Genomic DNA, 26,632 nt, shown 5'->3' on the forward strand with positions numbered 1-26,632 from the left:
TAGATAATATACTTTAAATCGAAATGTTATGAGCATTTTTGCTAAGGTAATCATATTGCAAAAATTTGAACACAGAATATTTCATTGCCAGGCGCATCGCTATAAAATCTGAACGTACGTTCTCCAAGCTGATTGTCCGCATCGCCATATCAGGTGTAATGCTCAGCCTTGCCGTAATGATGCTTTCCATTGCCATCATCAAAGGATTTAAAACTGAAATCCAGGAGAAAGTTCGAGGTTATGTAGGCGACATCCGCATCTATAAACTGGACCTGAATAATTCCTTTGAACTCTCCCCATTCGTGCCCGAGGCCAAAACCTATGCCGACCTAAAGGCCAACAAAGACATTGTTTATTTCCAACCCTACGCAACCAAGCCAGCCATCATTTCCGCCAATGAGGAAATTGAAGGCATCAACTTTAAAGGTGTAGATAGTACCTATAATTGGGACTACCTCAAGCAGCACCTGGTAAGTGGCAAGGTGCTCGACTTTTCTGATCCTTCAAAAACAGGCAGACAGGTGATGATCTCGCAGTACACCGCTAACCGGCTGAAGCTGAAAGTTGGTGATGATTTCATTATGCACTTTCTTATGCAGGACAGCAATGAGCCGCCCAGGAAACGCCCGTTGAAAATTGTGGGTATTTATTCCATCGGGGTGGATGAAGTGGATAGAAGTTTTGTACTTGGCGATCTTAACCTAATCAGGCGGCTAAATAAGTGGTCGCCGGAAGAAGTTGGTGGCATCGAAGTCCGGATCAAGAAATTCCAGGAACTGGATAAAGTCACTGATGAGATCTACGAAAACCTGGAGATGAAGCTCAAGGCGGAAACAGTAACAGCTTATTTTCCGAATATCTTTACCTGGTTGTCGCTGCTGGATGTAAATACGAAAGTATTATTGGTCCTGATGATGACTGTTGGGGTGATCAACATGATCACAGCCTTACTGATCATGATTCTGGAAAGAACCAACATGATCGGGATGCTAAAAGCATTCGGTATGACCAACTACAGCATCATGAAAGTATTCCTGTATAACGCGATGTACCTGGTCGGCTTTGGTCTACTGCTCGGCAACATCCTTGGGCTTGGACTCGGCTTCCTGCAGCAATTCACTCATGTGTTTAGTCTGGAACAAGGTTCATATTACCTGTCCTATGTACCTGTAGAGTTCCATTTTCTGGACGTATTCCTGCTGAACCTCGCGACATTACTGATCTGTCTGATTGTGCTGATCCTGCCTTCATTGCTCGTGAGCAAGATCTCTCCATTAAAGGCCATCAGGTTTAAGTAAGTCCCGGCGTTCCTCTTCTAAAAACTTTCTGATGTCTGCTTTTGGCTGCTCCAGAATATAGATCTCGGTTTTAAACTCTCTCGCATACTTATTGTCAATTTGCCCGGCTAAATACACCTGTTCGAACAAGGCGTGTTCACCTTCAAGCCGTGTTGGATCATCATGATATTCTTTGATGCGGATGATCCTAACTACGGGTTCACTTTTATACCAGTTGATGTAATCCGCATTGAAAGATTGCGCACGGTAGGCCTCATTTTTCTTGTAATAGTTAATCGCGCCAGCCTGACCATAGTTGTCGCAGAAGACAAGAACTGAACGCTTATCCGGTATGCTTGCATAAACACTATCTACCTTCCTGGCCAGCTCCCGCCAACCCAGCATATCGGCGAAATCTTGTTGCAGTGTGTATTCTTTTCCATCTTCCCATCGGTGCATCTTACCCCTGCGAACTGCAGTTTGCTCCAGGGTCTGAGGTGTATAAATTGGAAATGCCTCCTTTACCAAAGGGATAAAAACCAGTACTGGAAGCAATTGGCACAAAGGCCTGAGATATTTTAACCAGTTTTTCTTAAGCACTTCTTCCAGGTAAATGGATCCAAATGCAAGTAAAACCGGGTACAATCCTATAGCATAATAGCTTTTCGCCCGGAAATACAGGAACAGCAATGTCGTGAAGAGAAAGCAAAAGAATACAAAGCGATACGGCTTAAAAGGCTTGTAAATCAGTAAGGAAATTAGACCGGCAATCAACACGTATATGGTGCCTGCAAAATATAGAACCTGCTCGGTCAGATAATCGCTTATACGTACATTCACCAACTGTGTGCGACTTAGTTCTTTCATGTGCCTGATCACCGGGAAATCGTTGTGGTATTGCCACAGCAGGTTGGGCAGAATCACGAGCAGAGCAATACCGATTGCAATGTAGAAATCTCTCTTCAGCAGTATCCGGTGTTGTCCCGTGATCAAAAGTGCAGGCAAGGTTCCAAGCAGAAGAAATAGAACATTGTACTTGTTCAGGAAGCCGAGCGCAAAGCCTGCGCCAATTAGCCACAACCATTTTGGAGCGCCTGTACTGATGTACCGGATGAGCAGAAAATACATCAGCGTCCAGCTCAGGACATCAAAGGAATTGGGCTGATAAAGAATATTTACCCTGCTAACCACCGAAAATGTTATTGCAATAGCGCCCAATACTAAAGCAAAAAGGCCACCCTTAAGGGTTTCTATGATTTTCCAGACCAAGACGGTTGTAATTGCACCAAATAGCGCGGGAAAGAACTTCACCCAAAAAACGGAATTACCCAATGCTTTTATAATCCAGGATACCCAGGAAGTAAATGGAGGCACTGAAGTGTAACCCCATGCCAGATGGTTCGCCTGATCCAGATGCAGATACTCATCGCGTTGTAAATCATAAACCGGATGAATCAGAACATAGGTCAAAACAAACTTGAGAAGAATAAAACCGAATAGCAGGTACTTCCTGTTAATAGTTGTAGTTAGTTGGTTAGAAAGCGGGAATTCCATGTCAGTTTAGATCAAGGGACACTGATTATGTTACAGCTGCAGGAGAAGCCTCCAGCATTACATCCGGGCTGCCAATATTCCCTGCAACGATAGTTGAGGGAATTGTGTAATTTTGCAGAAATACTAAAAAGAAAGAAGCGTGTCGTTAGATAAATTAAAGTTAAGTAAGTCGCTGGTAATCGCCATGACTGATGCCGGATACCTTACACCGAAGGCTATTCAACTTAAAGCAATGTCAAGGATCCTTGGTGGACAGGATATTATAGCTGTTGCGCCAGAGAAATCCGGTAAAACAACCACCTATGTATTGGGTGTATTAATGCGATTGAAATATACTAAAGACGACGCGCCGAAAGTGGTGATTTTAGTAGCGGATAAGGAGCGTGCAATTGCAGTGATTGATCAGTTTGTTTCTTTAAGCAAAAACCGGGATTTGAACATCATGGGTCTTTACGGCACCGGCGGGACAGATGCTGAAGTGAGTGAACTTGCTTTAGGTGTAGATATCGTTGTTGCAACACCAACGAGAGCAAGGGCGGTTTACCTGAAACTGGGACTGAACTTGAGCAAGCTGCAGACCTTCATTGTAGATGATGCCGACCTGATCGTTAAACAAGGCATGCAGCTACCTGTTGCGGAACTGGCCCGCAGTGCCGGAAAATGTCAGCACCTGGTATTTACTGAGGTGGTGCATGATAAGTTGTTCAAGCTAACGGATCAGTTTATGAACTTCCCAACCCTGCTTGAAGTGGAAGAATTCGAAAATGATCAGGCGGAGGTCGTGACCCAACTGCTTTATCAGGTTCCAAACTACAAGACCAAGGTAAATCTGTTACATAGCATGTTGCGGGATGATGAGGTATTCAGCAAAGTAGTCGTATTTGTAAATACCAGATTGAACGCCCAAAAGCTGGCGAAGAGCCTGGAGAGCCAGAAGGAAGGTGAATTTTCAATGCTGAAGCCGCTCCACTTTGATGAAAATGGCTTCGACGATTTTGAGGATTTCAAAGCCGAGCCTGCAGCAAGGGTGATTGTGGTTGCAAATGAAGGTGCAGCGGAGCTGGATTTAACCGGTATTCCCTTTATCTTCCACTTTGAAGTACCTGAAGAGAAGGAAACTTTCTTAGGCCGGATCATTAAAAACCAAGACAGTGAAGAGGAGGTGGTCTCCATTACCTTTGCAACCGACCTGGAGCTTGGCCTGGTTCGGAAAATTGAACAATCTATCGGGCAGAAGATGGAAGTGCTTGAGTTGCCAGACGACATCCTGATTGATAAGGGGAGTAAACCAAAGAAGCCACTCAACAAAAATATGGTATCCGGTGAAAAAGATGTTGCTCCATCAGGCGGAGGTGCTTTCCATGAAAAGAAAGACAGCAATGCCAAGAACTACAACCTGGGTATCGGTCAAAAACTAAAGATGAATATGAAGAAGAAGCACAGCTAGTGCTTCTTTGCTTCATTCCAGTAAATATCCATTTCGGCAAGCGTCATATCCTGTAGGGCCTTGCCGTTTTCTTTTGCTTTCTCTTCGAGGTACTGAAAACGTTTAATGAATTTCTTATTTGTTTTCTCTAAAGCATTCTCGGGATTGATCTTAATAAATCTTGCATAGTTGATTAAAGAGAACAGCAGGTCTCCGAATTCTGCTTCCGCTTTTTCAGCATCAATAGCGCTGTTGTCCTCAACGTTGAACTCCGCCTTAAACTCCTGCAGCTCTTCTTCAACTTTCTCCCATACTTGTGTTTTATCCTCCCAGTCGAAGCCAACGCCACGAGCTTTCTCCTGTATACGTGCAGCTTTAACCAATGCCGGGAGCGATGCGGGTACGCCGCCTAAAACGGATTTATTGCCTTCTTTTAGCTTAATCTTCTCCCAGTTACGCTTAACATCGTCTTCATTCTGCACATCAACGTCGCCATAAATATGCGGGTGACGGTTAATCAGCTTCTCGCAGACACCATTTAGCACATCCAGGATGTCGAAGGCACCTTGTTCTTCCGCAATGCGGGCATAGAACACCAGGTGCATCATCACATCGCCGAGTTCTTTTTTTACCTCCTGCATATCACCTTCCATTATGGCGTCAGAAAGTTCATAGGTTTCCTCAATGCTGAGATGGCGCAAGGTTTCCATGGTTTGTTTTTTATCCCATGGGCATTCCGTACGAAGGGTATTTAAGACTTCCAGTAGTCTGAGGAAGCCAGCGGCTGGATCTTTTGCTACTGCAGGGGGTATGAAATTTGGCATAATCGTAAAAAATGACGGCCTGTTCATTCAACAAGCCGGCATTAAAGGTAAAAATTTTAAACTACTTCCAATCGCTTGCCTGATCCAGCAGCTGGATGTCTTCGGCACTAAGCTTTAGGTTTGCCGCATGTTCCAGGTCCTTAAGCTGCTCCATACTGGTAACACTTGCAATCGGAGCGGTTACAGATGGTCTTGCGATCAACCAGGCAATGGCAACACTTGCAGGCTGACTAGCCCGGCGCTCCGCAACCTGATCCAGGGCATCAAGAATCTTAAATCCACGCTCATTTAAGAACGACTTAATTCCGCCACCACGCTGGCTCTTATTCAAATCTGCTTCAGACCTGTACTTTCCAGTTAAAAATCCACTCGCCAGGGCATAGTAATTGGTAACACCCAGCTGATATTCCTGTACGATAGGTTCGTATTCAACTTCGTACTGCTGGCGGCTGTAAAGGTTGTATTCCGGTTGATATACCTCGTACTTCGGCAATCCTGACGTTTTACTCGCATCCAGGGATGCCTTGAAGCGGGCTGCGGAAAAATTCGAAGCCCCGATGGAGCGTACCTTTCCTGCTTTAATCAACTCCTGATAAGCTTCGAGTGTTTCTTCGACTGGTGTTTTCTCATCATCATAATGTGAGAAGTAAAGGTCGATATAGTCCGTTTGCAATCTTTTCAGTGAGTTATCCACTTCTTTCAGAATGTTTGCCTTGCTGATGTCCTTGCCGGTACCGATGTCAGCACCAACCTTCGTGGCAATGATCACCTGTTGACGATTGTTCCGTGACTTCAACCAGTTACCAATGATGGTTTCTGATTCGCCCCCCTGGTTGCCCGGCTTCCACCGGGAATAGACGTTGGCGGTATCGATGAGGTTGAAACCCGCATCCCTGAAACGGTCAAGAATTCCGAAAGATGTTTGTTCATCAATGGTCCAGCCGAATACATTTCCACCGAATGCAATCGGTGCTACCACTAAGTCTGTGTTTCCTAATTTTCTTTTCTCCATAATGTCTTGTGATTTTTAGACCTGAGCGACTCCGCGCAGCATGTCAATGCGCCTGTAGATTTGAACCGCTGAAACCAAGTCTGGTTAATAAAACCCTACAAAAGGAAAGCAGTTTTAGACATTTGAAATTTGAATGTCAATTAAACTTCTGATTGTCAACTTTACGTTCAAAGCTTAGTTGCGCGAAGCATCTGCCTTTTACCAGGTGCGCCGACCAGCTTTTCGACTTTAAAGCCAAAACCAGTTAGTGCCCTTTTAAGATTACCTGTGATGGCATAGGTCACAAATACCCCACCCGGGCGTAGAAACTTCGTGGTATGTTCAATAATTTCATTGCTCCACATTTCGGGTTGATATTGCAAGGAAAAAGCATCATAGTAAACTAAATGATGGTTGTTCACAGGGGAAACCTCCGCAAGCGGGCGCTGCACGATTTCCAGTGAAAGCCCAGGCATTAGTTCAACCCGGTTATCGATACACGCACTGTAATGATCTGAATAGGCCTCCCAAACTGCGGGAGCAACATACTGCTGATAATCTGTCGCCTGCAACTCTGCTTCAGTGATTGGGAAGGCTTCAATGCCGGTATACCGGACTGGAACCCGATGTTCCAATGCATAGTCCATGCTCAGCAAGAAGTTTAGTCCTGTACCGAAACCAACCTCAAGAATAGAAATCTCCTGCTGCGGAAAGAGGGTAGAGGTGTGCAGCAGGCCGGCCTGCAGAAATACATGTTTGCTTTCCTGCAATGCGCCCCGAGTTGAATGGTAGTGCTCCCCAATGGTTTCATTAAACAGTGTCTTCGATCCGTCTTCCGTAAGGATTATCTTATTCATCCCACAAAATTACCGGAATTACAGACAAACGTTTATAAATTAGCCTTTAATTACCACCAACATTACTAACCAATACAAATAAACTACAATGGATATCGAATCTTTCAGATTATACTGTCTAAGTCTGCCGGGAACAACCGAAGGTATGAAATGGGGTGAACACCTCTGCTTTATGATTCATGAAAAGCTCTTCGTCATCACCTCCCTCGATGATGGCCAGATAACATTCAAATGTGATCCTGAAGAGTTCGATGAACTTGTCGCCCGCGACGGCATCATGCAGGCGCCACACATGGCTAAACGTCAATGGGTTTGCCTGCAAAACTTCGATGTCCTCAGCGACAAAGAACTTAAGGAGCGGATCTTAATCTCCCGTGCCTTGGTTATTAGTAAACTCCCTAAAAAAGTACAAGCCGAAATCGCTCAACTTTAGCAATTCAACAACCATTTCGACCTTACTCTTCTGGCACATTCCCTATTATTACTCCAAAAGAAGCTATAACTGTAAAGCAGCTCATAAACCGCTTACTCTTCCGTCACGCTCCCTAATATTACTCCAAAAAGCCCTCAAATCAAACCAGTCATAAAGCGCTCACTCTTCTGGCGCTCTCCTAATATTGCTCTAAAAAAGCTATCAAGCAAACCAATCTATAAAGCGCCTACTTTTTTCCGGCACTCCCCCTAGTATTACTCCATAAAAAAAGGTAGCACTGTGAAGCAACCTGCAAAACTTTGTTCTTCACAAAGGTTTGAGTTGCTGAACAGTACTACCTTTTTTTACAGTAATTTATTTCAAATTACCACATCCGGATCCTATCCTCAGGCTTCTTATACAACTTTTCCCCAGGCTTAACATCGAACGCTTCATACCAGGCATCCATATTCACTGGCGCACCAATGGTTCTGAATTCACCCGGCGAGTGCGGATCGGTCTTAATCTGCTGGGCAGCACTTTCCGGAAGAATGTTACCTCTCCAAACCTGAGCCCAGGACAAGAAGAAACGCTGATCTGGCGTAAATCCATCGATCTTCTCGTTAGACTGACCTTGTTTAGTCATCTTAAATGCAGTATAAGCAGCATTTAGACCTCCTAAGTCACCGATGTTTTCACCCATGGTCAATTTACCAATTACATGAACGGTATCAAGTACGGTGTAAGCATCAAACTGCTCACCCAAGGCTTTCGCTTTTTCTTCGAATTTTGCACGATCCTCAGCGGTCCACCAGTTACGCAGGTTACCATCTTTATCGTACTGACTACCGGAATCATCAAAGCCGTGCGACATCTCATGACCGATTACCGCACCGATACCACCATAGTTGATGGCATCATCAGCATCCGGCGCAAAGAATGGGAACTGGAGAATACCAGCAGGGAAAACGATCTCATTCATCGTTGGGCTATAATAAGCATTCACTGTAGGCGGCGTCATACCGAACAATGTGCGGTCTACCGGCTTGCCTAATTTATCGATCATATCGTTATAGCGCCATTCACCAGCACTTTTCAGGTTTTCAAAGTATGTGGTACGGGTGATCTTCATTCCATCATAGTTCTTCCATTTCTCAGGATAACCCACTTTAGGTCTGAAGGCGTGAAGCTTCGCAAGCGCTTTAGTCTTGGTTTCAGGGCTCATCCAGTCCAGGTTTTTGATCCTGATCTCGAAAGCTGAACGCAGATTTTTGATCATTTCATCCATACGCGCTTTTGCTTCAGGTTTGAAGTATTTAGCTACGTATAGTTGTCCCAGTAACTCACCGATATTGTTGTCAGTCAAGGACGACATTCTTTGCCACCTTGGTGTTTGCATACGTTGACCTGTTTGAACTTTGTTGAATTCAAAACTTGCTTGTACAAAAGGAGAACTCAAGCTGCTTGCAGAACTCTTTAATACGTTCCATTCCAGGTAAGTTTTCCAGTCCGCAAGGGGTACAGAGGTCAACATACCGTCCACAGCTGTGAAAAATTTAGGGGAGGAAACCAATACCGTATCCTGACCCTTAACTTTGAATTTGGGCAACAAGGTTGCCCAGTTCAACTTAGGTGTGGTTTTGCTGAATTCCGCAACAGCAAATTTGTTATAGGTTTTATAAGGATCACGCATCTCCAGTCTGCTCATTTGCGCCGCGGCAAATTGCTTCTCGATAGCCATCACCTTCTCAGCTTTAGCTTTTGCTTCCGCCGGACTACTTCCCGTTAATCCAAAAAGGGTAGTCATATAGGTCATGTAAGCCTCACGGATCTTCACAGAGCGTGCATCATCATTTAGATAATAATCGCGATCCGGAAGGGTTGTACCACCCTGACTTAAAGAAGGCAGGTAATTGTCAACATTTTTCCGGTCTTGAGAAACGCCAAAGCCGAACATTGGACCGCCCATACCGGAGGTACGCATGTAAACCACTTCGTCTATAACACCGTTAACATCTTTAATCTTTTTAATTCTTGCAAGATCAGCCTTGATCGGGGTGTAGCCAAGTTTTTCAATCGTGGCGCTGTCCATCGCAGCAGCATAGAAATCACCAACACGACGCTTTACAGAACCCGCAGGTGCTGATTTGTCGGCAGCAGCTTCTTCAACCAGTGAACGTACCGCATTAATGTTAAAATCTCTGAGCTCATTGAAACTTCCCCATCTGGTTTCCTTTGCAGGAACAGGGTTGTTTTTAACCCAGGTACCACTTGCATATTGGTAGAAGTCGTCACCTGGTTTTACACTTAGATCCATGTTTGCAGGATCAATGAATTTTTTAGGGGCTTGCGCGCTGGCAGAATAGCTCGCAGCGATAATACCCAAAGCAGCAAAATAGCTTTTAAGGTGTTGTATTTTCATATGTTTAATAAAAATGGTGTGTGATCCGGCCATCAAGTGGCAATCAGCACACAAAGTAGTAATTTGGAATTAACATCAGAATGTTCTAATGAAAATATTACTTATTGAACCAGTCGTAGATCTTGGTTAAACCGATCCGCCGAAACAAAGATTCTGAAGAAAGAAATAATTTGAACGATTTCATCTCTTGTGGTTTGATATGATATTAACATAATTTAACACTTTTTATTGTGTCGGATTGGAATATATTCACCATGGCGAGGGGCCGTCCGCTTGAGTCCGGCCAACCCTTTAACGGTCAAAAGAAATGATCGCCGAAACTGATAATCGCTTTTTTCTTGTTATTTTTGCATTTCATAAGCATTTTCAATATTATAATGAGCATATCCACGAAATACGACCCGAAATCGACCGAAGATAAATGGTACAGCTACTGGCTATCTAAGAAGTTTTTCCACTCCGAACCAGATGAGCGTGAACCTTATACCATTGTAATCCCGCCGCCGAATGTCACAGGTGTATTGCACATGGGGCATATGCTCAACAACACCATTCAGGATGTATTGATCCGCAAAGCCCGTATGCAGGGTAAAAACGCCTGCTGGGTTCCTGGTACCGACCATGCTTCCATTGCAACAGAAGCCAAGGTGGTTGCCATGCTTAAGGAACGCGGCATCAATAAAAAAGACATCACCAGAGAAGAGTTCATGAAGTATGCCTGGGAATGGAAAGAGAAATACGGCGGTATCATTCTCGAACAGCTGAAGAAGCTTGGCGCGAGCTGTGACTGGGACCGTACACGTTTCACCATGGAGGAGGACCTGTCTGAAGCGGTTGTCGATACCTTCATACATCTATATAAAAAGGGCCGCATTTACCGCGGTATCCGTATGGTGAACTGGGATCCGGCAGGGAAAACTGCGGTTTCTGATGAAGAAGTGATCCGCAAGGAAGTGAACCAGAAGTTATACTACATCAAGTATTCCATCGCTGGAGCAAGTGGTGCTACAGACCAATCCTTGATCGTTGCAACCACACGGCCGGAAACCATTATGGCTGATGCGGCAATTTGTATTAACCCCAATGATGAAAGGTATACCCACCTGAAAGGTAAAAAGGTGTTTATTCCGCTGATCAATCGCGAGATTCCAATTATTGAAGATGAATATGTAACCATGGACTTCGGTACCGGTTGCTTGAAAGTTACCCCTGCGCATGATCTGAATGACTATGAGCTGGGTGTAAAACACAAACTCCCGGTAATTGATATTCTGAATGATGATGGTACCTTAAACGAACTTGCTGTAGTGCTTGTAGGGGAGGACCGTTTCGTGGCAAGGAAAAAGATTGCTGTGCTGTTGGAAGAAGCTGGTCATCTGGACCACGTAGAAGACTATAAATCGCAGATTGGTTTTTCGGAAAGGACAGATGCCGCTATTGAGCCGAAGTTATCGCTGCAATGGTTCTGTAAAATGGATGAGATGGCGAAGCCGGCACTTGAAGATGTGCTGAACGGCGACGTGAAGCTGATTCCTGAGAAGTTCGTAAACACCTACCGTCACTGGATGGAGAATGTTAAAGACTGGTGTATTAGTCGCCAGTTATGGTGGGGACAGCGCATCCCGGCCTGGTATGATAATCAAGGCAACTGGGTAGTAGCAAAATCCGAAGAAGAGGCATTAGAAGAATTCCTGAAGCTTAAAGATATTGATGGTGTATTTACGGAAGAGGAAAAGGCCGGATTCAAACATCAGCTTAAACCTTTCGTACGCCAGGATGATGACGTAGTGGACACCTGGTTCTCCAGTTGGTTGTGGCCAATGTCCGTGTTTGATGGCTTCAAAGATCCAAACAATAAAGACATCAACTATTACTATCCAACAAACGACCTGGTAACAGCGCCGGAGATCCTGTTCTTCTGGGTAGCACGCATGATCATGGCGGGACATGAGTTTATGGGCAAAAAGCCATTTACCAATGTGTACCTGACCGGTATCGTACGCGATAAATTAGGTCGTAAGATGTCTAAGTCCTTGGGTAACTCTCCAGATCCTATCGGTTTGATCGAGAAGTATGGTGCTGATGGCGTACGTGTAGGCATGCTCTTATGTTCACCTGCAGGAAACGACCTGATGTTCGATGAGAGCTACTGCGAACAGGGAAGGAACTTCGCCAACAAGATCTGGAACGCATTCAGACTGGTAAAAGGCTGGGAAGTGGATGAAAGTCTGGAAAATCCAAATACACAAGCTATTAACTGGTTTGAAAACAGGTTCAATCAGGCGCTTGTTGAAATTGAAGACAACTTCAAACAGTACCGTTTGTCGGAAGCCGTCATGAGCACTTATAAACTGGTATGGGATGATTTCTGTGCCTGGTACCTGGAGATGGTCAAACCTGCATATCAGCATCCAATCGATGCAGAGACGATGAAAGTGACCCTGGGGTATTTCGAAAAGATCCTTTCTTTATTACACCCATTTATGCCATTCATTACCGAAGAGATCTATCATGATGAGATCTTTGGCGAAAAGGAAGAAATGGATTGTATCATCGTTGCTTCGTACCCGGTTCCCGGAACAATCGATACCGCGCTGTTGAAGGATGTAGAAACGATTAAAGAACTTGTTGCGGGCGTTCGAAACGTGAGAAATACCAAACAGCTGTCGCCGAAGGAAGCGCTGCCCTTGAATATTAAGGTTAACTCCGCAGTGGATTACCAACAGTGGATGAATATTGTATTTAAGTTGGCTAACATTAGTGCAGTTGAATTCGTGAATGATAAGGTAAGTGGAGCAGTGAACTTCATGGTGGGCAGTGATGAGTTTTATATCCCATTGGAAGAAAATATAGATGTAGAAGCGGAGAAAGCACGTCTTAATGGCGAGCTGAACTACCTGGAGGGATTCCTGAAGTCTGTAAACGCAAAATTGAATAATGAAAGATTTGTTCAGAATGCTAAGCCCGAGATCATTCAGAATGAGCGGAACAAACAGGCAGATGCCGAATCCAAGATCGCGATCATTCGCGAGAGCCTAAGCAGCTTGGGCTAAATTTTGTAAGTTTTATAAATCATGGAAAGCTGGTGTCGTCTAAAAACGGCATCAGCTTTTTTTTGTTCATGCGATTTACAGCAGTCGCAGAATTGTTGACTACGCGATATGAATTAAGCACACCTGGTCCAGACCTTAGGCACACCTCACCCACACCTTACCCACGCAAAATGTGTGTAAGGTGTTTTTAAGCCCTTGTACAGGTGTACTTAAAATCAGGCCAAGTTACGGGTTCAATGTTGTGCAGGGTTTTCGCTTATAGATCTTTGAAAAGGGGAAGTGCTTCACAAAATCGGAAGCTAGATTGCTCGTGGTCTATCCGTGCGTAACAGTGGCGTAGCCCGTTGGTCACAACCAGCCAGGCCGCTTTGTGGACGGAATTATACCTGGACGCCTGGTCGAAAACCGCCTGCGTGATTTTAACCTCCGGCGCTTTACATTCAACGATCATAATCCGTTCTCCGGAGTGGTTAAATACAACGATGTCGGTTCGTTTCTGGAGCTGGTTTAAGCTGAGTCCGCCTTCTACCTGGATCAGGGCTTTTGGGAATTTTCTATCGTTGATCAGGTATTGGATAAAATGTTGCCGTACCCACTCCTCAGGGGTTAATACCAGGTGCTTCTTTCTGATGTCGTCAAAAATATAAAATTGAGAATCCTTTAATGTAATCTTAAATGGATGTTCAGGCAGGTTAAGTTCGGTAGGCGTAAACTTCATTTCTGCAAAAATAACCTTAATAATTAGGAATTAGCAATTACATTTGGGCATAATATGACTGCTTCAGAAATCATACGGGACATCAAGGCCCGGAAGTTCAAACCCGTTTATTTACTGCATGGCGAAGAGCCTTACTACATTGATCAGGTTATCGACTACATCGAAGCGCATGTCCTGAACGATATGGAAAAAGGATTTAACCAGACGGTACTCTACGGGAAAGACACCGATATGGCCACCATACTGAATGCAGCCAAGCGTTACCCAATGATGTCTGAATACCAGGTGATCATTGTAAAGGAAGCGCAGGATCTGAAGTGGAGCAAGGAAACTGAGGGTAGCAGTAAGGCTGCGGAGTTTGTTCAAAATTACTTCGAAAAGCCGCTTAGCAGTACCATTCTGGTACTCGGATACAAGTATGCCACCTTCGATAAGCGGAAGAAAGTATTCAAGTCCATCAGCAAGAATGGGGTAGTGTTTCAATCTGATCCGGTGCGTGACTACAAGCTGGCCGAGTGGATCGAGAACCTGGTCAAAGAAAAGGGGGCGAAAATCGCACCACAGGCTGCTGCATTGATGGCGGAGTACCTTGGCGCAGATCTATCGAAAGTAGCCAATGAACTCGATAAGTTGTTGTTGAATATCAGCAGCAATACCATGATTGATGCTGAACTGGTTCAACGAAACATCGGGATTAGTAAAGAATACAATGTTTTTGAATTGCAAAAAGCACTGGCATTCCGGAATGTACTTAAGTGTAATCAGATTATCAATTACTTTGCGGACAACCCCAAGAGTAATCCGATGGTGCTGGTACTTGCCAACCTGAATGCCTACTTTTCAAAGATCCTGAAGTATCATTACCTGCCAAATAAACACGATGCCGCGAAAGAACTTGGGGTAAATCCCTTTTTCCTTAAAGATTACGAGACTGCCGCCAGGAACTACAGCATCAATAAGACTTTCGATATCATCAGTCTGCTGCGCGAATATGATTTAAAGAGCAAGGGTGTCGACAGCAGTGGTAATACGACTGATGGTGCGCTATTGAAAGAATTACTGTTCAAGATGCTGCATTAGTGTAACTGTAAAGTTATGATAGCCGCAATTCTTCATGGTTCCCAATCCGTTATATTTACGGGTTAAGAATCCACTATTTAAATGAAGAAAACATTACTACTCTCTTTGATCGCGGCGGCGGGGCTCTCCATGGCGCAAGCACAAACGCGACCTACAACAACGAAGCCGGCAACGGCTGATACAAGCAAACGCACGTCGAGCATGATGACGGCAGCGGGAAAGGCAGAACCCAAACCTTATGCAACGGTAATCACCAAGAAAGCAATTACGCGTAAGGGCATGATTACAACACATCGCCTGGAGGAAAAGTTCTTTTTCGAAATCGCAGACTCGATCCTTGGCCGCGACATCTTGGTCGTAAACCGTATATCTAAGGCCGGTGCAGAAGTGCGCGCCGCATCTGGTTATGCTGGTGACCAGATTGGAAGCAATGTGATCCGCTTTGAAAAAGGTCCGAACAACAGAATATTCATGCGTAAGATCTCTTACCGTACTTATGGGCCTGACAGCACAACGGCGATGTACCAGAGTTTAAGGAACTCCAACATTCAGGCCATTGCTGCTGCTTTCAACATCGCCGCGTTTTCAGCGGATAAAAAGGGCAGTGTCATTGACATGACCTCGTTCATCAATTCGGACAATGAGATTTTTAACTTCAGTTCGGCATCAGCAAAAACCCGTTTCCGTCTGGGAAGCATGCAATCTGATCGGAGCTACATCAGCGGGATCCGCAGTTTCCCGATGAATGTGGAGATCAGAACGGTTAAAACATACGCTCTGACGGCAGCAAGTTCGCCATTTGGTGGTTCATCTTCTTCAAGCATGGGCGGCGGAGCATCAGGCTCTTCTACGCTGGAACTTAATACCTCCATGGTGATCTTGCCGAAAGTACCCATGAAAGCGCGTTACTTTGATCCACGTGTGGGCTACTTTACCGTGGGTTACACCGACTTTGATTTGAATCCACAGGGTGTAAAGGAAATTCAGCTGATCAAACGATGGAGACTGGAGCCTAAACCAGCAGACATGGCTAAATATAAGCGTGGCGAGCTGGTAGAACCTGCAAAACCAATTGTGTTCTATATTGACCCGGCAACACCGAAAAAATGGGTGCCATACCTGATTGCCGGTGTAAATGACTGGAAAGTTGCCTTTGAGAAGGCAGGATTTAAAAATGCGATCATCGCTAAAGAAGCCCCAACAGAGCAACAGGATTCTACCTGGAGTCTGGATAATGCGATGTATTCCGCCATCGTGTACAAGCCTTCCGAAATTTCAAACGCCAGTGGGCCAAGTATTGCTGATCCACGCAGCGGTGAGATCATTGAAAGCCACATCAACTGGTACCACAACGTGATGAAGCTGGTGCGCGACTGGTACATGATCCAAACTGCCGCAGTAGATCCACGTGCACGTAAAATGCAGTTCAGTGATGAATTGATGGGTGATTTGATTCGCTTTGTATCTTCACACGAAGTGGGACATACCCTGGGGTTACGCCATAATTACGGTTCGAGTTCGACTGTACCGGTGGAAAAGTTGCGTGATAAAGGCTTTTTAGAAAAGAACGGACACACCCCTTCGATCATGGATTATGCCCGCTTTAACTATGTGGCACAACCGGAGGATAACATCACGAAGAATGGCTTATACCCGAGGATCGGTGACTATGACCTTTGGGCTATTGAATGGGGCTACCGTTTGATGCCTGAAGCTAAAACACCTTTGGCAGAGGTGCCTGCGTTGAACAAGCTGACCATTGAGAAGCTTAAGAATAAACGTCTGTGGTTTGGTACGGAAACAAACCCTGATGATCCGCGGTCACAGAGCGAAGATCTGGGCGATAATGCCATGATTGCAAGTACATACGGGATCAAAAACCTTAAGGTGATTATTAAGAACCTACCGGAGTGGACCAAGACGGCTAATGAAGACTATACCGATCTTCAGGGCATCTATACGCAGTTAACCTCCCAGTTCAACAGGTATATGGGCCACGTATCAAAAAACATTGGAGGTATTCTGGAAACTCCTAAAACCGTTGAACAATCCGGTACTGTATATGAGCGTAATCCTGCAAACCTGCAGAAGGACGCCATGAAGTTCTTGTCGGAGCAATTGTTCAATACGCCAACCTGGATCATAGATCAAAAGATTCTGGATAATACAGGTGATAACCCGCTTGAAATGATCAATAAGGTGCAAACACCGACTTTAAACCGTTTGTTAAGTGCGAATACCTTAACCAAATTGATTTCCGCTGAAGCTGCAGATGGTAAATCGGCTTATAAGATCACTGATTTCTTTGAAGATATGGATAACGCTGTTTTTACCGAATTGAAGTCTAATAAGGAAATTGACCTTTATCGTCGTAACCTGCAAAAAGCTTATGTTGATAAAATGATCGCTTTGATTAAGCCAGCAGATAGAATCCCTTCGACATTGACAATGACGGTTCAAAGAACAAGTTCAGGGTCGGGCAGCTCGCTTTCTGCCATGCAGAGCGATGTTGCATCTGTTGTTAAAGGTGAATTGAAATCACTTAATACCAGTATTAAGTCAGCTGCAAATCAAGCTTCCGGGCTAAGTAAATACCATCTGGAGGATTTATCTGATCGTATTGACCAGGCATTGAATCCCAAAGGCTAATAAATACACGCTATAAGAAAAAGGCATTCTCTGATGAGGATGCCTTTTTTGTTACTGAAGTTTCTGAGTACGAGCCCGTTCGTCGAAGAATAATGGCCTTTGGTCTATATGTTACTGATGCTGGTATATTACCCGGTTTTTTGCTGCAACGTTTCTGCTGGGAAGGCGTCTTAATAACAAAAAACAAGAACAAAAATTTAAATCATAAAGCCATGAAAAATCTAACCAAAACCGTATTCGCAGCAGTAATCGCAGCAGTAGTATTAACCTCAACAGTGGTAACAACATTTGCAGCTGACCCAGCTAAAAAAGTAAACATCAGTTCAGCATCCAAACTTAACAGAATCTGGGTGAGTGGAAATGTGAAGATTGTTTTAACACAAGGTGACCAGCAAAGCATTGTAGGCGCTGAAAACTACGACGCTTCAAAAACCTCAGTGGTAAGCAACGGAAAAACACTATATATTAACTCTATGGAGTCGGCACCAGTGATATTAAACATTACCCTGAAAGATCTGGAAAGAATCGAGGCTTACGGCGATGCCGAGGTAGTAACCACCAACAACTTTGATGTGAAGTATCTACAACTGTTCCTGAACCACAGCGCTAACGTAAAGATGAAAACAACAGCAGAAAGCTTGTATACTGTGGTGAAAGATGATGCTGCATTGAAGTTAAAAGGAACTGCAGATCAAAGCACCATGGTAAGCAACAGCACCAAGAATCTGAAGTTGGGCGACTTTGAAAGTCTAAGGTCAGAATTGTATGCATCGGAAGCTATCATGTCGGCACACCAAACTGCCATGAATGCAATCAGATAACACGATTATTCTCGGAAATTGCCAAACAGCTGCCCGCTAAGGCAGCTGTTTGCGTTTAATGGTGTTTCATGGTGGGCTATTTGACCATATAGCTGATGAAAGCAATCTTCCTGCTATCCGGACTCCAGGAGGGAACGTTTAAAGTACCCTGTCCACCACAGAACACTGGTGTCAGATCTTTAACATTCTTCGTTGCCGGATCCAATAACCGCAACTTTACGTCTTTTCCAAAGAGGTGTTCCTGCTTCTGGTCTGAGGTATATGCAAGATAAACCACAGACTTGTTATCAGGTGCTGGATGCGGAAACCAGTTGGAGTTTTTGTCAAAGGTTAGTTGTTCAGGGTTTGTTCCGTCTGCATGCATGCGCCAGATCTGCATATGACCGCTGCGGTAGGAATTGAAGTAAATGTATTTTCCATCAGGTGAGTATTCCGGACCATCGTCAAGCCCCTCAGTGCTGGTTAATCGCTTTTCGGTTCCACCTTCCACCGGAATGGTGTAGATGTCGAAATTTCCATTACGTTCACCACAATAAGCCAGTGTCTTACCATCAGGGCTCCAGCCATGCCAGTAGGAAGGCACCTCGGGTGTAACCCTTTTCGGTTCTCCACCTTCAATGGGTACAATAAAGATGGCTGATTTGTAGGATTTGGTGGAGGTATCCGTTTTAGCATTATGACTTATTGCCAGCCATTTCTTATCTGGCGAAATTCCATGATCATTGTTGTTTTCCGTTGCAGTGCCCGTATTGATAACGCGAAGTGTTTTTGTTTCTAGATCAAGCCTATGAAGCTTTCCCATGCCATTGACGATTAAGTAATTATCGGGATGCCAGTTTGGGGCCTCGAAATGTTGCTTGGTGATTAAAATGGTATCGATTTTCCCCGTTTGCACATCCAGTGTACTGATGAATGTGGTGATGTCTTTTTTGCCTTGCGCAAAAGTGGAAGCAGAGAGGCACAGAAGACATAGGATGCCGCTGAAGTACTTTCTTAGGGCTGATGGGGCTTGCTGTTTTAAGTTTGGATCCATACGATTCAGATGAAATGATGTACCACATTAATTTAGAAATTTTTTCCCACATGAAGACTCCAGCCTTATGCAGGTTACTTACATTCCACATAAATTTTTATCTTTCGACAAATTAACGCTACAATGAAAGCATCTTTTTATCTGGTACTGATCAGCTTTATGCTGTTGGGTATGCCAGTTGCATTAGGTCAAACGACCTATTATCTGAAAAACAACGGGGATCATGCGATCAGTAAGGAAACAGCAGATTTTACCCGTATCGTAAGCGATCGGAACGAGGAAACTGTCTTGTATCCAATGAAGGAATTTTACCTGAATGGAGCGGTCCGGAGCACCGCGCATTCTTACAGAAAGGATTTGCCGGTTTACCATGGTGCTTTTACAGCCTACTTTCAAAGCGGCATTAAGAAACAGCAGCTGAATTACGTAAGGGGCATCATGGTCGATACCGCCATGCACAATTATCCAAATGGGAACCTATACCAATTCGTACGGCATCCAAAATTTGGGGACAGTAGTTTATATGTTGAAACCGTTAATGACTCCGCTGGTAAAGCGCTGGTCAAAAATGGAAACGGACAGGCAGTCATTTACGACGCTGATTTCAAGTACATCACCGCTCAGGGGAATATCAAAGACGGTAAATATGATGGCGCGTGGACCGGTGAGATAAGGTCGGATGCTGTTATCCGGTATAAGGAGATCTATGAAAACGGGAAGTTGCTGTCTGGACAAAGCGTTGATGAACAAGGAAACAGCTACCAATATACCGAATCTGAGGTTAAACCAACATTTGAAGGTGGTATGAAGAATTTCTATTTGTATGTTATACGCAATGTGCGTTATCCGGCTCAACTCGCATCAAAGCGAGTACCGGGTGTGGCGCAGATCAGCTTTGTGGTCCTCAAAAATGGTAAAGTCACTGACGCACAAGCCATCAATGATGTGCATCCTGCACTGGCTTCCGAGGCGGTTCGTATACTTAAGGGTGCCAAAGGCTGGATACCCGGCCGTCGCAAAGGGAAACCAGTTGATATGGCTTTTGTAATGCCTTTCACATTTAACATTGCTTACTAGCGAGATATTTCCAGGCAGGGTATAAAGATTGACATTGTGTTTAAAGAGTGTCGTGTAAAATTTCTTTAATTTGTGGTATGAACTACTTTTTAGTGAAATCTGAGCCTTTTAAATATAGTTGGGAAAAATTTAATGAAGAGGGGCGTACTTTTTGGGATGGTGTTAGGAACTACCAGGCGCGCAACAATATGAAAGAGATGAAAGCGGGCGACCTGGTCTTGTTTTATCACAGTAATGAAGGAAAGTGTGTAGTCGGGATTGCCAAAGTTGTTCGGGAGTATTATCAGGATCCTACAACAGAAGATCCAAACTGGGTTGTTGTGGACCTGGCACCTGTGGAAACATTAAAAAACCCGGTTAGTCTGGCGCAGATCAAAGCCGAAGAAAGTCTTGCAGACATTTCATTGATCAAACAGGGAAGACTTTCAGTAATGAAATTGAAGAACACAGAGTTTGACAAAATTCTGGAAATGTCTCAATAATGTTTACCGAATTCTGACAATTTTAAAACATTTTATTGTATAAGTCGGTTTTATTCATATCTTAGGGTACAATCCAACATATGAGAAAACGACTTTATCAAATATCCACCGCCATATTGTGCTTCGTCGCCACCAACGTTTGTGCACAGGTAAAGCCATATTTAGCCGTTGTTCGTACATCAGGCGAAACCATTAAGGGTATTCTTTACCAGGTTTCTGCGGATAGTATTTGTATTAAAACTGATCAGTCTAAGGTTTCACTTTGTCCTACAATGGTGAAGACGATCAAGATCAAGGAAATCACAAAGAGCTCAAAATACCAGAACTATCTGGGGCACGATTCTTACCAGGCACGTTACTTAAAGGTTTCAAAGAAGATGAAACCTGTGAGGAAGTGGGGTGAAGACGATCCGACCATAGAGGAAGAGCTAAGCGGAAGGATCATCACTGGATTTTACAATGCCGCGCTGAATGGCATTGCTTCTTCATTCCGCATCATGAATGGAAACTCTAAGTTTTTAAATATCAACTATGATAAACTGAGTTATAGTCGCGAATTGAATAGCCTGAGTGCGTATTCCATTGAAAAACAACTTAACAACCAGGCTGTGAATAATTCTTCTTCACAGTCCCTGGCGAAAGGTAACTAGCCTTAGTCTCTAAAAAATAAGGCTCTCAGTTCAGGTGCATCGTTTGGATTCATCTTGCCTGCCAAAATCAATCTTAACTGGCGGCGTCTTAATGCACCTTCAAACAGTTCAATTTCATGAGTGGTTTCTGGAACCAGTTCCGGAACCGGGATGGTACGTCCACCTTGGTCGATTGCAACGAAAGTATAATAGGCTTCATTCGATTTTACCCGTCCACCTGTGGGAATGTTCTCTGCCCAGACATCAAGGCGTACTTCTACAGAGGTGTGGAAGGCACGTGTAACCTTTGCTTCAATGGTGATTACGTCACCCAATTTTATTGGCTGCTTGAACGACACGTTGTCTACAGAGGCGGTGACCACGATCCGGTTGCAGTGCTTTTGTGCAGAAATCGCAGCGGCGATATCCATCCAGTGCAATAGTCTTCCGCCCATTAGGTTATTTAAGGTATTTGTATCGTTGGGTAAAACCAACTCATTCATGATGGTAAAAGAATGACTTGGATTTTTGGATTTTAAACTCATATTCCCGCAAAAGTAAACAAATTGTAGTACATCATGTTATTGTTTTTGCTTCGACGAAGGGGCCTTTAAACAGAAAGAATGATCAATCAGACATTGGTGCAATATTTTCATTGGTATTACAATGACGAAGAGAAATTATGGAATAAAGCCAGGAAGGAAGCAGGGCATCTGGAGGACTTAGGTGTCACCATGGTTTGGTTTCCCCCGGCCTATAAATCTACAGAGGGCGCGAACTCTGTTGGATATGACTGCTATGATTTGTACGACCTGGGAGAATTCGATCAAAAGGGCAGTGTAGAGACCAAATATGGGTCGCGTGAGGAGTATATCGCAGCGATAAAGACCTTACAAGAAAAACACATTACCGTGATGGCCGATGTGGTGCTAAACCATAAAGCCGGCGCAGATGAGTTGGAAAAGATTCCTGTGCGCAGGGTGAATCCACACAATCGCGAGGAATTTATATCTGACGTATTCGAGATTGAAGCCTGGACAAAGTTTACCTTCCCCGGAAGGGCAGGAAAGTATTCCGAGTTTATCTGGGATTATCATGCATTCAGTGGTATCGACTGGGCGGCAGATCTGCAGGAGGAGGGTATTTTCTCCATTCAAAATAGCTATGGAGATGGCTGGGAGCAGGTTCCCTCTGGTGAGTTTGGTAACTATGATTACCTGATGTTCAACGATGTGGATTTTAGAAATCCTGCAGTCCGTGAAGAGTTAAAACGTTGGGGCGAGTGGTATTACAAAACTTGTAGCATGAAGGGTTTCCGCTTGGATGCTGTTAAACACGTATCTGCGGATTTTCTGAACGAGTGGATCGATCATATGAATGCGACCTTTAACGAGAAGTTCTTTATTGTGGCTGAAAATTGGGTTACCGCGCAGGTTGAAGAGCTGCATGCCTATATTGAAGAAACCGGTGGGCGAATGCAACTGTTCGACTCTATCCTGCATACCAATTTCTACCTTGCTGGCCTGGCAGAAGAGCGCTATGATCTAAGCAAAATCTTCGACGGCACCTTAACACAAACACATCCATTCTTATCCATCACCTTTGTTGATAACCATGATTCACAGCCGCTGCAGGCCTTGCAGTCGTACGTGGAATACTGGTTCCGTCCGCTGGCTTACGCGCTGATCCTGCTGCGTGAGCATGGTATCCCTTGTATCTTTTACCCGGATCTTTATGGTTGTAAGTACACCGATAAAAATGAAGCAGGTGAGGAGGTGGAGGTAGAATTAATCGGAATACCAAATCTGCATGTAATTAGTAGAATCAGAAAGTTTCTGGCGCATGGACTGCAACGGGATTATTTCGATCACCCGAACTGCATAGGCTGGACCCGGGAAGGGGACGATGAAAATCCAAACTCCGGATTGGCAGTAGTTATGAGTAACGGGGATGAGGGCATTAAAACTATGGAAATTGGACAGCGGCATGCCGGCAAGACCTTTACCGATGCTTTAGGTTTTTGGCAGGAGCCTGTAGTAATAGATGAAAATGGCTGGGCAGATTTTCCTTGTCAAGGAAGAAGTGTTTCTATCTGGACGTCTGGCTATAGCCAATAAGTTCTTCCCAGCGGCTGCCAGGACTCTTATAATAGATAAATACCTGGTAGCTGTTATCTGTTTCAAAATACGATCCTTCTAATGCGGTATCATCGATCTTTCCAGTTTCAGCGTCTACTAAAGCATATTTGTAGTCATAAAGACCCTGTTTCAATCTCAGGGTACATGTGTACACGCCTGAATTGGCATCATACTGCATTTTGTACTCCGGGTCGGTTGAATAATTGTTGAAACGGCCAAGTACATATATCCCTCTGTTTGCTAAGTTCTGACCTGCTTTTAAGCTGAAGGTAACATGTACATAGTCGCTTTCGGTATGTTCATCACGGCCATCCTGATTACGGATAAAGAAGTTTCCATTTTCATCAAAAGTTCTAACATACCTGCCGGTGGTTGCGGCATCCGTAAAAAGCAAGGCCCGATAGATGGTATCTTGCTGGATGTCTTGCACATGCTCAGCTTTTGTGCGCAGGCTTCTGATGTCGAACTTTCGGAATTCATTTCCCGCAGGGAAGTCATTGGTATAGGGATCTTTGTACCCGAGTTCTCCAGGTTTGATGGAAGAGGGCTTAGTGGTACGGTTTGCAGAATACGGGATATTATTTTGAGTGACGACCACCTTTACATCGGCAGCGGGGTTCTGAATAGCTGCAGTGTGAAAGATATTCACATTGATTTTCTGGTTTGATGTTCTTAGTGGCACCTGCATGCTTGGGAGCATCTCTAAACCTGCATTTACACGATTATCGACCACATGAAAACGCTGGGAGATCACTGGCTTATTAAAATCACCATCCAGGTAAACTTTAAGCAGGTAGTTGCCGGATATTTTTGGCTTGATCTGTTCGTTGGGCAGGCTTAAGCTATAATGGGTGTACTTTTGAAGAGTATTCGAGGAGTAAGCATAGTCTATGATGCGGTCGTCAGAAAAACTCTCCAGGTAGTCTATTGGCGGCAAGTTTGAGGGCTTCCAGTCGTGTGTGTGATGTTCAATCGTGTACCAGTAGTTTTTACTGCCACCTTCAAGGTCGTCAAAACTAAAAATCAGCCTTTCGGCTGATTTCAGTGTTATGATTGGTGTGGACTGCTCTTTCTCCTGATTGTAACAGATTACCGTGCTGATCTCGGGACGGTAGACTTTGTTTAGGGCGGTAAATGCCAGCTGTGCCATCCCCAGTTGAATACCTGATACCATTAACAGGAGCAATCCAGCCAGTTTCTTCATGTTAGTTCTCGAGTTCCATGATTTCGGCAGCCAAGGTCTCCCATGATTTCTGTGCAGCATCAAGCAGGTGTTTATCCGCCTGATATTTCTTATTGATCTCGGCAAGTTTCGCCTGATCTCCGTAAACCTTATCGTCTGCAAGTTCCGCTTCTGTTGCTTTAACCTGAGATTCCAATGCCGCAATTTCCTTTTCGATGTTCTGCAGTTTGTCGTTCAGCTTTTTTAGCTGGCTTTGCGTAGAAACAGGTTTTTCCTGCACCTTAGGTTTTTCCTCTTTCTGTGCTTTCACTGGAATAGGTGTCGGTGCAGGTTGTACACGTTTGCTGTTCCATTCTTCGTATTCCGCGTAAGTTCCAGGGTATTCTTTGATGTCCATGTTTTCAATGAACCAGATCTTATTGGCAACATTATCCAGGAAGTACCTGTCGTGGGATACTGCAATGAACGTACCTTCATACTGCTGTAAAGCCTGGATCAGGATGTTTACCGACTGTATGTCCAGGTGGTTGGTTGGCTCATCCAGAATCAGAAAGTTGGAATCTGTAGTAAGGGATTTAGCAAGCGCAACCCTGGATTTCTCCCCTCCGGATAATACACGGATCTTTTTAAATACGTCGTCTCCGGTGAAAAGGAAACATCCCAGGATACCACGAAGCTCGGTATCTGTATGTTTAGGCGCAAATGCCTGAAGTTCTTCCAGAATCGTATTGTCCAGGTGAAGGGACTCCAGCTGGTGCTGCGCAAAGAAGGTGGTGGTAACATTATGACCGGTTTCACAAGCGCCATCAAACTTCTCGGTACCTGCAATGATCCGTAACAGGGTAGATTTACCTTTACCGTTTGCACCAATTAAGGCGATCTTATCACCCTTCTCGATCAAACCTTCCGCATTTCTCAGGATCTCTACGTTTGGATAGCTTTTGTTCGCACCTTCGATTTTAATGACATGTCGACCCGATGGTTTAGAGAACTTAAATTTAAAGTTTACTGTTGGGTTGTCGTCGTCAACATCCTCCACCCGTTCCATTTTGTCAAGGGCTTTCATACGGGATTGCGCCATTTTAGCTTTAGAAGCTTTGGCTTTAAAACGCTCAATTAAGCGCTCTTCCTGTTTGATCTTAGCCTGTTGATTTTTAAACTCGCCTTTTTGGATTTCCCCTCTCAAAGCTTTTTCTTCCAGGTAGAAGGTATAGTTACCGGCATAAGGGGTCAATTTTCCTTTACGCGATTCAACGATCTTATTTACAACTTTATCCAGGAAGTACCTATCGTGTGACACAATGACGATAGCACCTTCGAAGCTCATCAGGTAATTTTCCAGCCATTTGATGGAAGGTAAGTCCATGTGATTGGTCGGCTCATCCAGCAGCAGGATATCTGGTGTTTGGAGCAGGATTTTGGCCAGCATTACACGCATTCTCCAACCTCCGGAGAAGGTGTTTAATGGTCTGTGCTGATCATCTGCGCTGAAGCCTAGACCGGCAAGAATTTCGTTGGCGCGGTACTCGATATTGTAACCGTCTAAAGCTTCAAATTCCTGTTGTTTATCACTCAGTTTATTTAAGACTTCCTCCGAATAATCCGTTTCAATCTTCTTCAATAATTCTTCGATCTCGTCGTGTAGTCTGTTCTGGCGCTCGAATGCCTCCATGGCAACATGTAGAATACTATGGTGCGAGTCGTAGGAAAGTAAATCCTGGTTAAGGTAGCCGATCTTCAGGTCTTTAGACATGGATATCGTACCCTCAGAAGGAGCATACTCGCCAACAATTATTTTAAGAAGGGTGGATTTTCCGGTACCATTAGCACCAATCAGGCCTATTCTTTCTCCTGGTTTGATGTGCCAGTTGGCTTCGTCATATAAGGCTCTGGAGCCAATTCGGAAGGTTAAGTCGTTTATTGAAATCATTTGTGCGCAAAAATACGATTTTTAGCTACAAAATTGGTGTTAGGATTCCGCTAGGCCGTGCTTATTTAACAATTTG

The 26,632-nt window shown here is 44.3% G+C and carries 21 protein-coding genes; 11 read left to right on the top strand and 10 right to left on the bottom strand.

What is annotated here, in order from left to right; genetic code table 11:
- Window positions 1–65 precede the first annotated feature (65 nt).
- Window positions 66–1,298 (top strand): ABC transporter permease, encoded by a 1,233-nt coding sequence (locus tag AC5WJX_RS10315; RefSeq protein WP_440430235.1) that lies wholly within the window; start codon window positions 66–68, stop codon window positions 1,296–1,298.
- Here the strand turns inward: AC5WJX_RS10315 and AC5WJX_RS10320 are convergent.
- Complete coding sequence (locus AC5WJX_RS10320; RefSeq protein WP_494484441.1) at window positions 1,275–2,831, bottom strand: glycosyltransferase family 39 protein; 1,557 nt, start codon at window positions 2,829–2,831, stop codon at window positions 1,275–1,277. The two genes, AC5WJX_RS10315 and AC5WJX_RS10320, sit on opposite strands and share 24 nt — an antisense overlap.
- Before the next feature lie 139 nt (window positions 2,832–2,970).
- On the opposite strand from AC5WJX_RS10320, the gene AC5WJX_RS10325 reads away from it, so the two are divergent.
- Window positions 2,971–4,278, top strand: a complete 1,308-nt coding sequence (locus AC5WJX_RS10325) for a DEAD/DEAH box helicase (protein WP_494484442.1) — start codon at window positions 2,971–2,973, stop codon at window positions 4,276–4,278.
- Here AC5WJX_RS10325 and mazG read toward each other — a convergent pair.
- The 3 genes from mazG to mnmC2 all read right to left on the bottom strand — a co-directional run bounded on the left by mazG (window position 4,275) and on the right by mnmC2 (window position 6,929).
- Complete coding sequence (mazG, locus tag AC5WJX_RS10330) at window positions 4,275–5,081, bottom strand: nucleoside triphosphate pyrophosphohydrolase (protein WP_440430238.1); 807 nt, start codon at window positions 5,079–5,081, stop codon at window positions 4,275–4,277. The genes AC5WJX_RS10325 and mazG overlap by 4 nt on opposite strands.
- A 61-nt stretch (window positions 5,082–5,142) precedes the next feature.
- Window positions 5,143–6,093, bottom strand: a complete 951-nt coding sequence (locus tag AC5WJX_RS10335) for an aldo/keto reductase (RefSeq protein ID WP_494484443.1) — start codon at window positions 6,091–6,093, stop codon at window positions 5,143–5,145.
- Between the two features lie 167 nt (window positions 6,094–6,260).
- A complete protein-coding gene (mnmC2, locus tag AC5WJX_RS10340; RefSeq protein WP_494484444.1) occupies window positions 6,261–6,929 on the bottom strand; it encodes a tRNA (5-methylaminomethyl-2-thiouridine)(34)-methyltransferase MnmC2 in 669 nt (222 codons plus the stop codon).
- 88 nt (window positions 6,930–7,017) lie between these two features.
- On the opposite strand from mnmC2, the gene AC5WJX_RS10345 reads away from it, so the two are divergent.
- Window positions 7,018–7,362 (top strand): MmcQ/YjbR family DNA-binding protein, encoded by a 345-nt coding sequence (locus tag AC5WJX_RS10345; RefSeq protein ID WP_494484445.1) that lies wholly within the window; start codon window positions 7,018–7,020, stop codon window positions 7,360–7,362.
- Window positions 7,363–7,726: 364 nt separating this feature from the next.
- Here the strand turns inward: AC5WJX_RS10345 and AC5WJX_RS10350 are convergent, their stop codons facing one another.
- The gene (locus tag AC5WJX_RS10350) at window positions 7,727–9,763 is read right to left on the bottom strand and encodes a M13 family metallopeptidase (RefSeq protein WP_494484446.1); all 2,037 of its coding nucleotides are present in this window, start codon (window positions 9,761–9,763) and stop codon (window positions 7,727–7,729) included.
- 377 nt (window positions 9,764–10,140) lie between these two features.
- On the opposite strand from AC5WJX_RS10350, the gene AC5WJX_RS10355 reads away from it, so the two are divergent.
- Window positions 10,141–12,816 (top strand): valine--tRNA ligase, encoded by a 2,676-nt coding sequence (locus AC5WJX_RS10355; RefSeq protein ID WP_494484447.1) that lies wholly within the window; start codon window positions 10,141–10,143, stop codon window positions 12,814–12,816.
- Between the two features lie 256 nt (window positions 12,817–13,072).
- Here AC5WJX_RS10355 and AC5WJX_RS10360 read toward each other — a convergent pair whose 3' ends face one another.
- Window positions 13,073–13,534 (bottom strand): type I restriction enzyme HsdR N-terminal domain-containing protein, encoded by a 462-nt coding sequence (locus tag AC5WJX_RS10360; RefSeq protein ID WP_440430244.1) that lies wholly within the window; start codon window positions 13,532–13,534, stop codon window positions 13,073–13,075.
- Between the two features lie 54 nt (window positions 13,535–13,588).
- Here AC5WJX_RS10360 and holA point away from each other — a divergent pair, with 54 nt between their 5' ends.
- The 3 genes from holA to AC5WJX_RS10375 all read left to right on the top strand — a co-directional run bounded on the left by holA (window position 13,589) and on the right by AC5WJX_RS10375 (window position 18,084).
- Complete coding sequence (gene holA / locus AC5WJX_RS10365) at window positions 13,589–14,614, top strand: DNA polymerase III subunit delta (RefSeq protein WP_494484448.1); 1,026 nt, start codon at window positions 13,589–13,591, stop codon at window positions 14,612–14,614.
- Window positions 14,615–14,695: 81 nt separating this feature from the next.
- Complete coding sequence (locus tag AC5WJX_RS10370; protein ID WP_494484449.1) at window positions 14,696–17,263, top strand: zinc-dependent metalloprotease; 2,568 nt, start codon at window positions 14,696–14,698, stop codon at window positions 17,261–17,263.
- Window positions 17,264–17,475: 212 nt separating this feature from the next.
- On the top strand, window positions 17,476–18,084 hold the full coding sequence (locus AC5WJX_RS10375; RefSeq protein ID WP_494484450.1) for a GIN domain-containing protein: 609 nt from the start codon (window positions 17,476–17,478) through the stop codon (window positions 18,082–18,084).
- 76 nt (window positions 18,085–18,160) lie between these two features.
- Here the strand turns inward: AC5WJX_RS10375 and AC5WJX_RS10380 are convergent, their stop codons facing one another.
- Window positions 18,161–19,117 (bottom strand): TolB family protein, encoded by a 957-nt coding sequence (locus AC5WJX_RS10380; protein WP_494484451.1) that lies wholly within the window; start codon window positions 19,115–19,117, stop codon window positions 18,161–18,163.
- Between the two features lie 123 nt (window positions 19,118–19,240).
- Between AC5WJX_RS10380 and AC5WJX_RS10385 the strand changes: the two genes are divergently transcribed.
- The 3 genes from AC5WJX_RS10385 (at window position 19,241) to AC5WJX_RS10395 (ending at window position 21,326) form a co-directional block, all read left to right on the top strand.
- Window positions 19,241–20,194: a TonB family protein gene (locus AC5WJX_RS10385; RefSeq protein ID WP_494484452.1), complete on the top strand. Its 954-nt coding sequence runs from the start codon at window positions 19,241–19,243 to the stop codon at window positions 20,192–20,194.
- Window positions 20,195–20,271: 77 nt separating this feature from the next.
- Window positions 20,272–20,676, top strand: a complete 405-nt coding sequence (locus AC5WJX_RS10390; RefSeq protein WP_440430250.1) for an EVE domain-containing protein — start codon at window positions 20,272–20,274, stop codon at window positions 20,674–20,676.
- A gap of 80 nt (window positions 20,677–20,756) precedes the next feature.
- Complete coding sequence (locus AC5WJX_RS10395) at window positions 20,757–21,326, top strand: hypothetical protein (protein WP_440430251.1); 570 nt, start codon at window positions 20,757–20,759, stop codon at window positions 21,324–21,326.
- Between the two features lie 2 nt (window positions 21,327–21,328).
- Here AC5WJX_RS10395 and AC5WJX_RS10400 read toward each other — a convergent pair whose 3' ends face one another.
- Window positions 21,329–21,850, bottom strand: coding sequence for an acyl-CoA thioesterase (locus AC5WJX_RS10400; protein WP_494484453.1), 522 nt, complete (start codon window positions 21,848–21,850; stop codon window positions 21,329–21,331).
- A gap of 78 nt (window positions 21,851–21,928) precedes the next feature.
- Here AC5WJX_RS10400 and AC5WJX_RS10405 point away from each other — a divergent pair, with 78 nt between their 5' ends.
- Window positions 21,929–23,422: an alpha-amylase gene (locus AC5WJX_RS10405; RefSeq protein ID WP_494484454.1), complete on the top strand. Its 1,494-nt coding sequence runs from the start codon at window positions 21,929–21,931 to the stop codon at window positions 23,420–23,422.
- On the opposite strand, the gene AC5WJX_RS10410 is transcribed toward AC5WJX_RS10405, so the two are convergent.
- Together AC5WJX_RS10410 and AC5WJX_RS10415 are read right to left on the bottom strand one after the other, a co-directional pair.
- Window positions 23,394–24,647 carry a type IX secretion system plug protein gene (locus tag AC5WJX_RS10410; protein ID WP_494484455.1) on the bottom strand — a complete coding sequence of 418 codons (1,254 nt, stop codon included), beginning with the start codon at window positions 24,645–24,647 and terminating at the stop codon, window positions 23,394–23,396. The genes AC5WJX_RS10405 and AC5WJX_RS10410 overlap by 29 nt on opposite strands.
- A gap of 1 nt (window position 24,648) precedes the next feature.
- Window positions 24,649–26,556: an ABC-F family ATP-binding cassette domain-containing protein gene (locus AC5WJX_RS10415; protein ID WP_494484456.1), complete on the bottom strand. Its 1,908-nt coding sequence runs from the start codon at window positions 26,554–26,556 to the stop codon at window positions 24,649–24,651.
- Window positions 26,557–26,632: the final 76 nt, after the last annotated feature.

It is taken from the genome of Pedobacter sp. NEAU-ZC8, assembly GCF_059278965.1.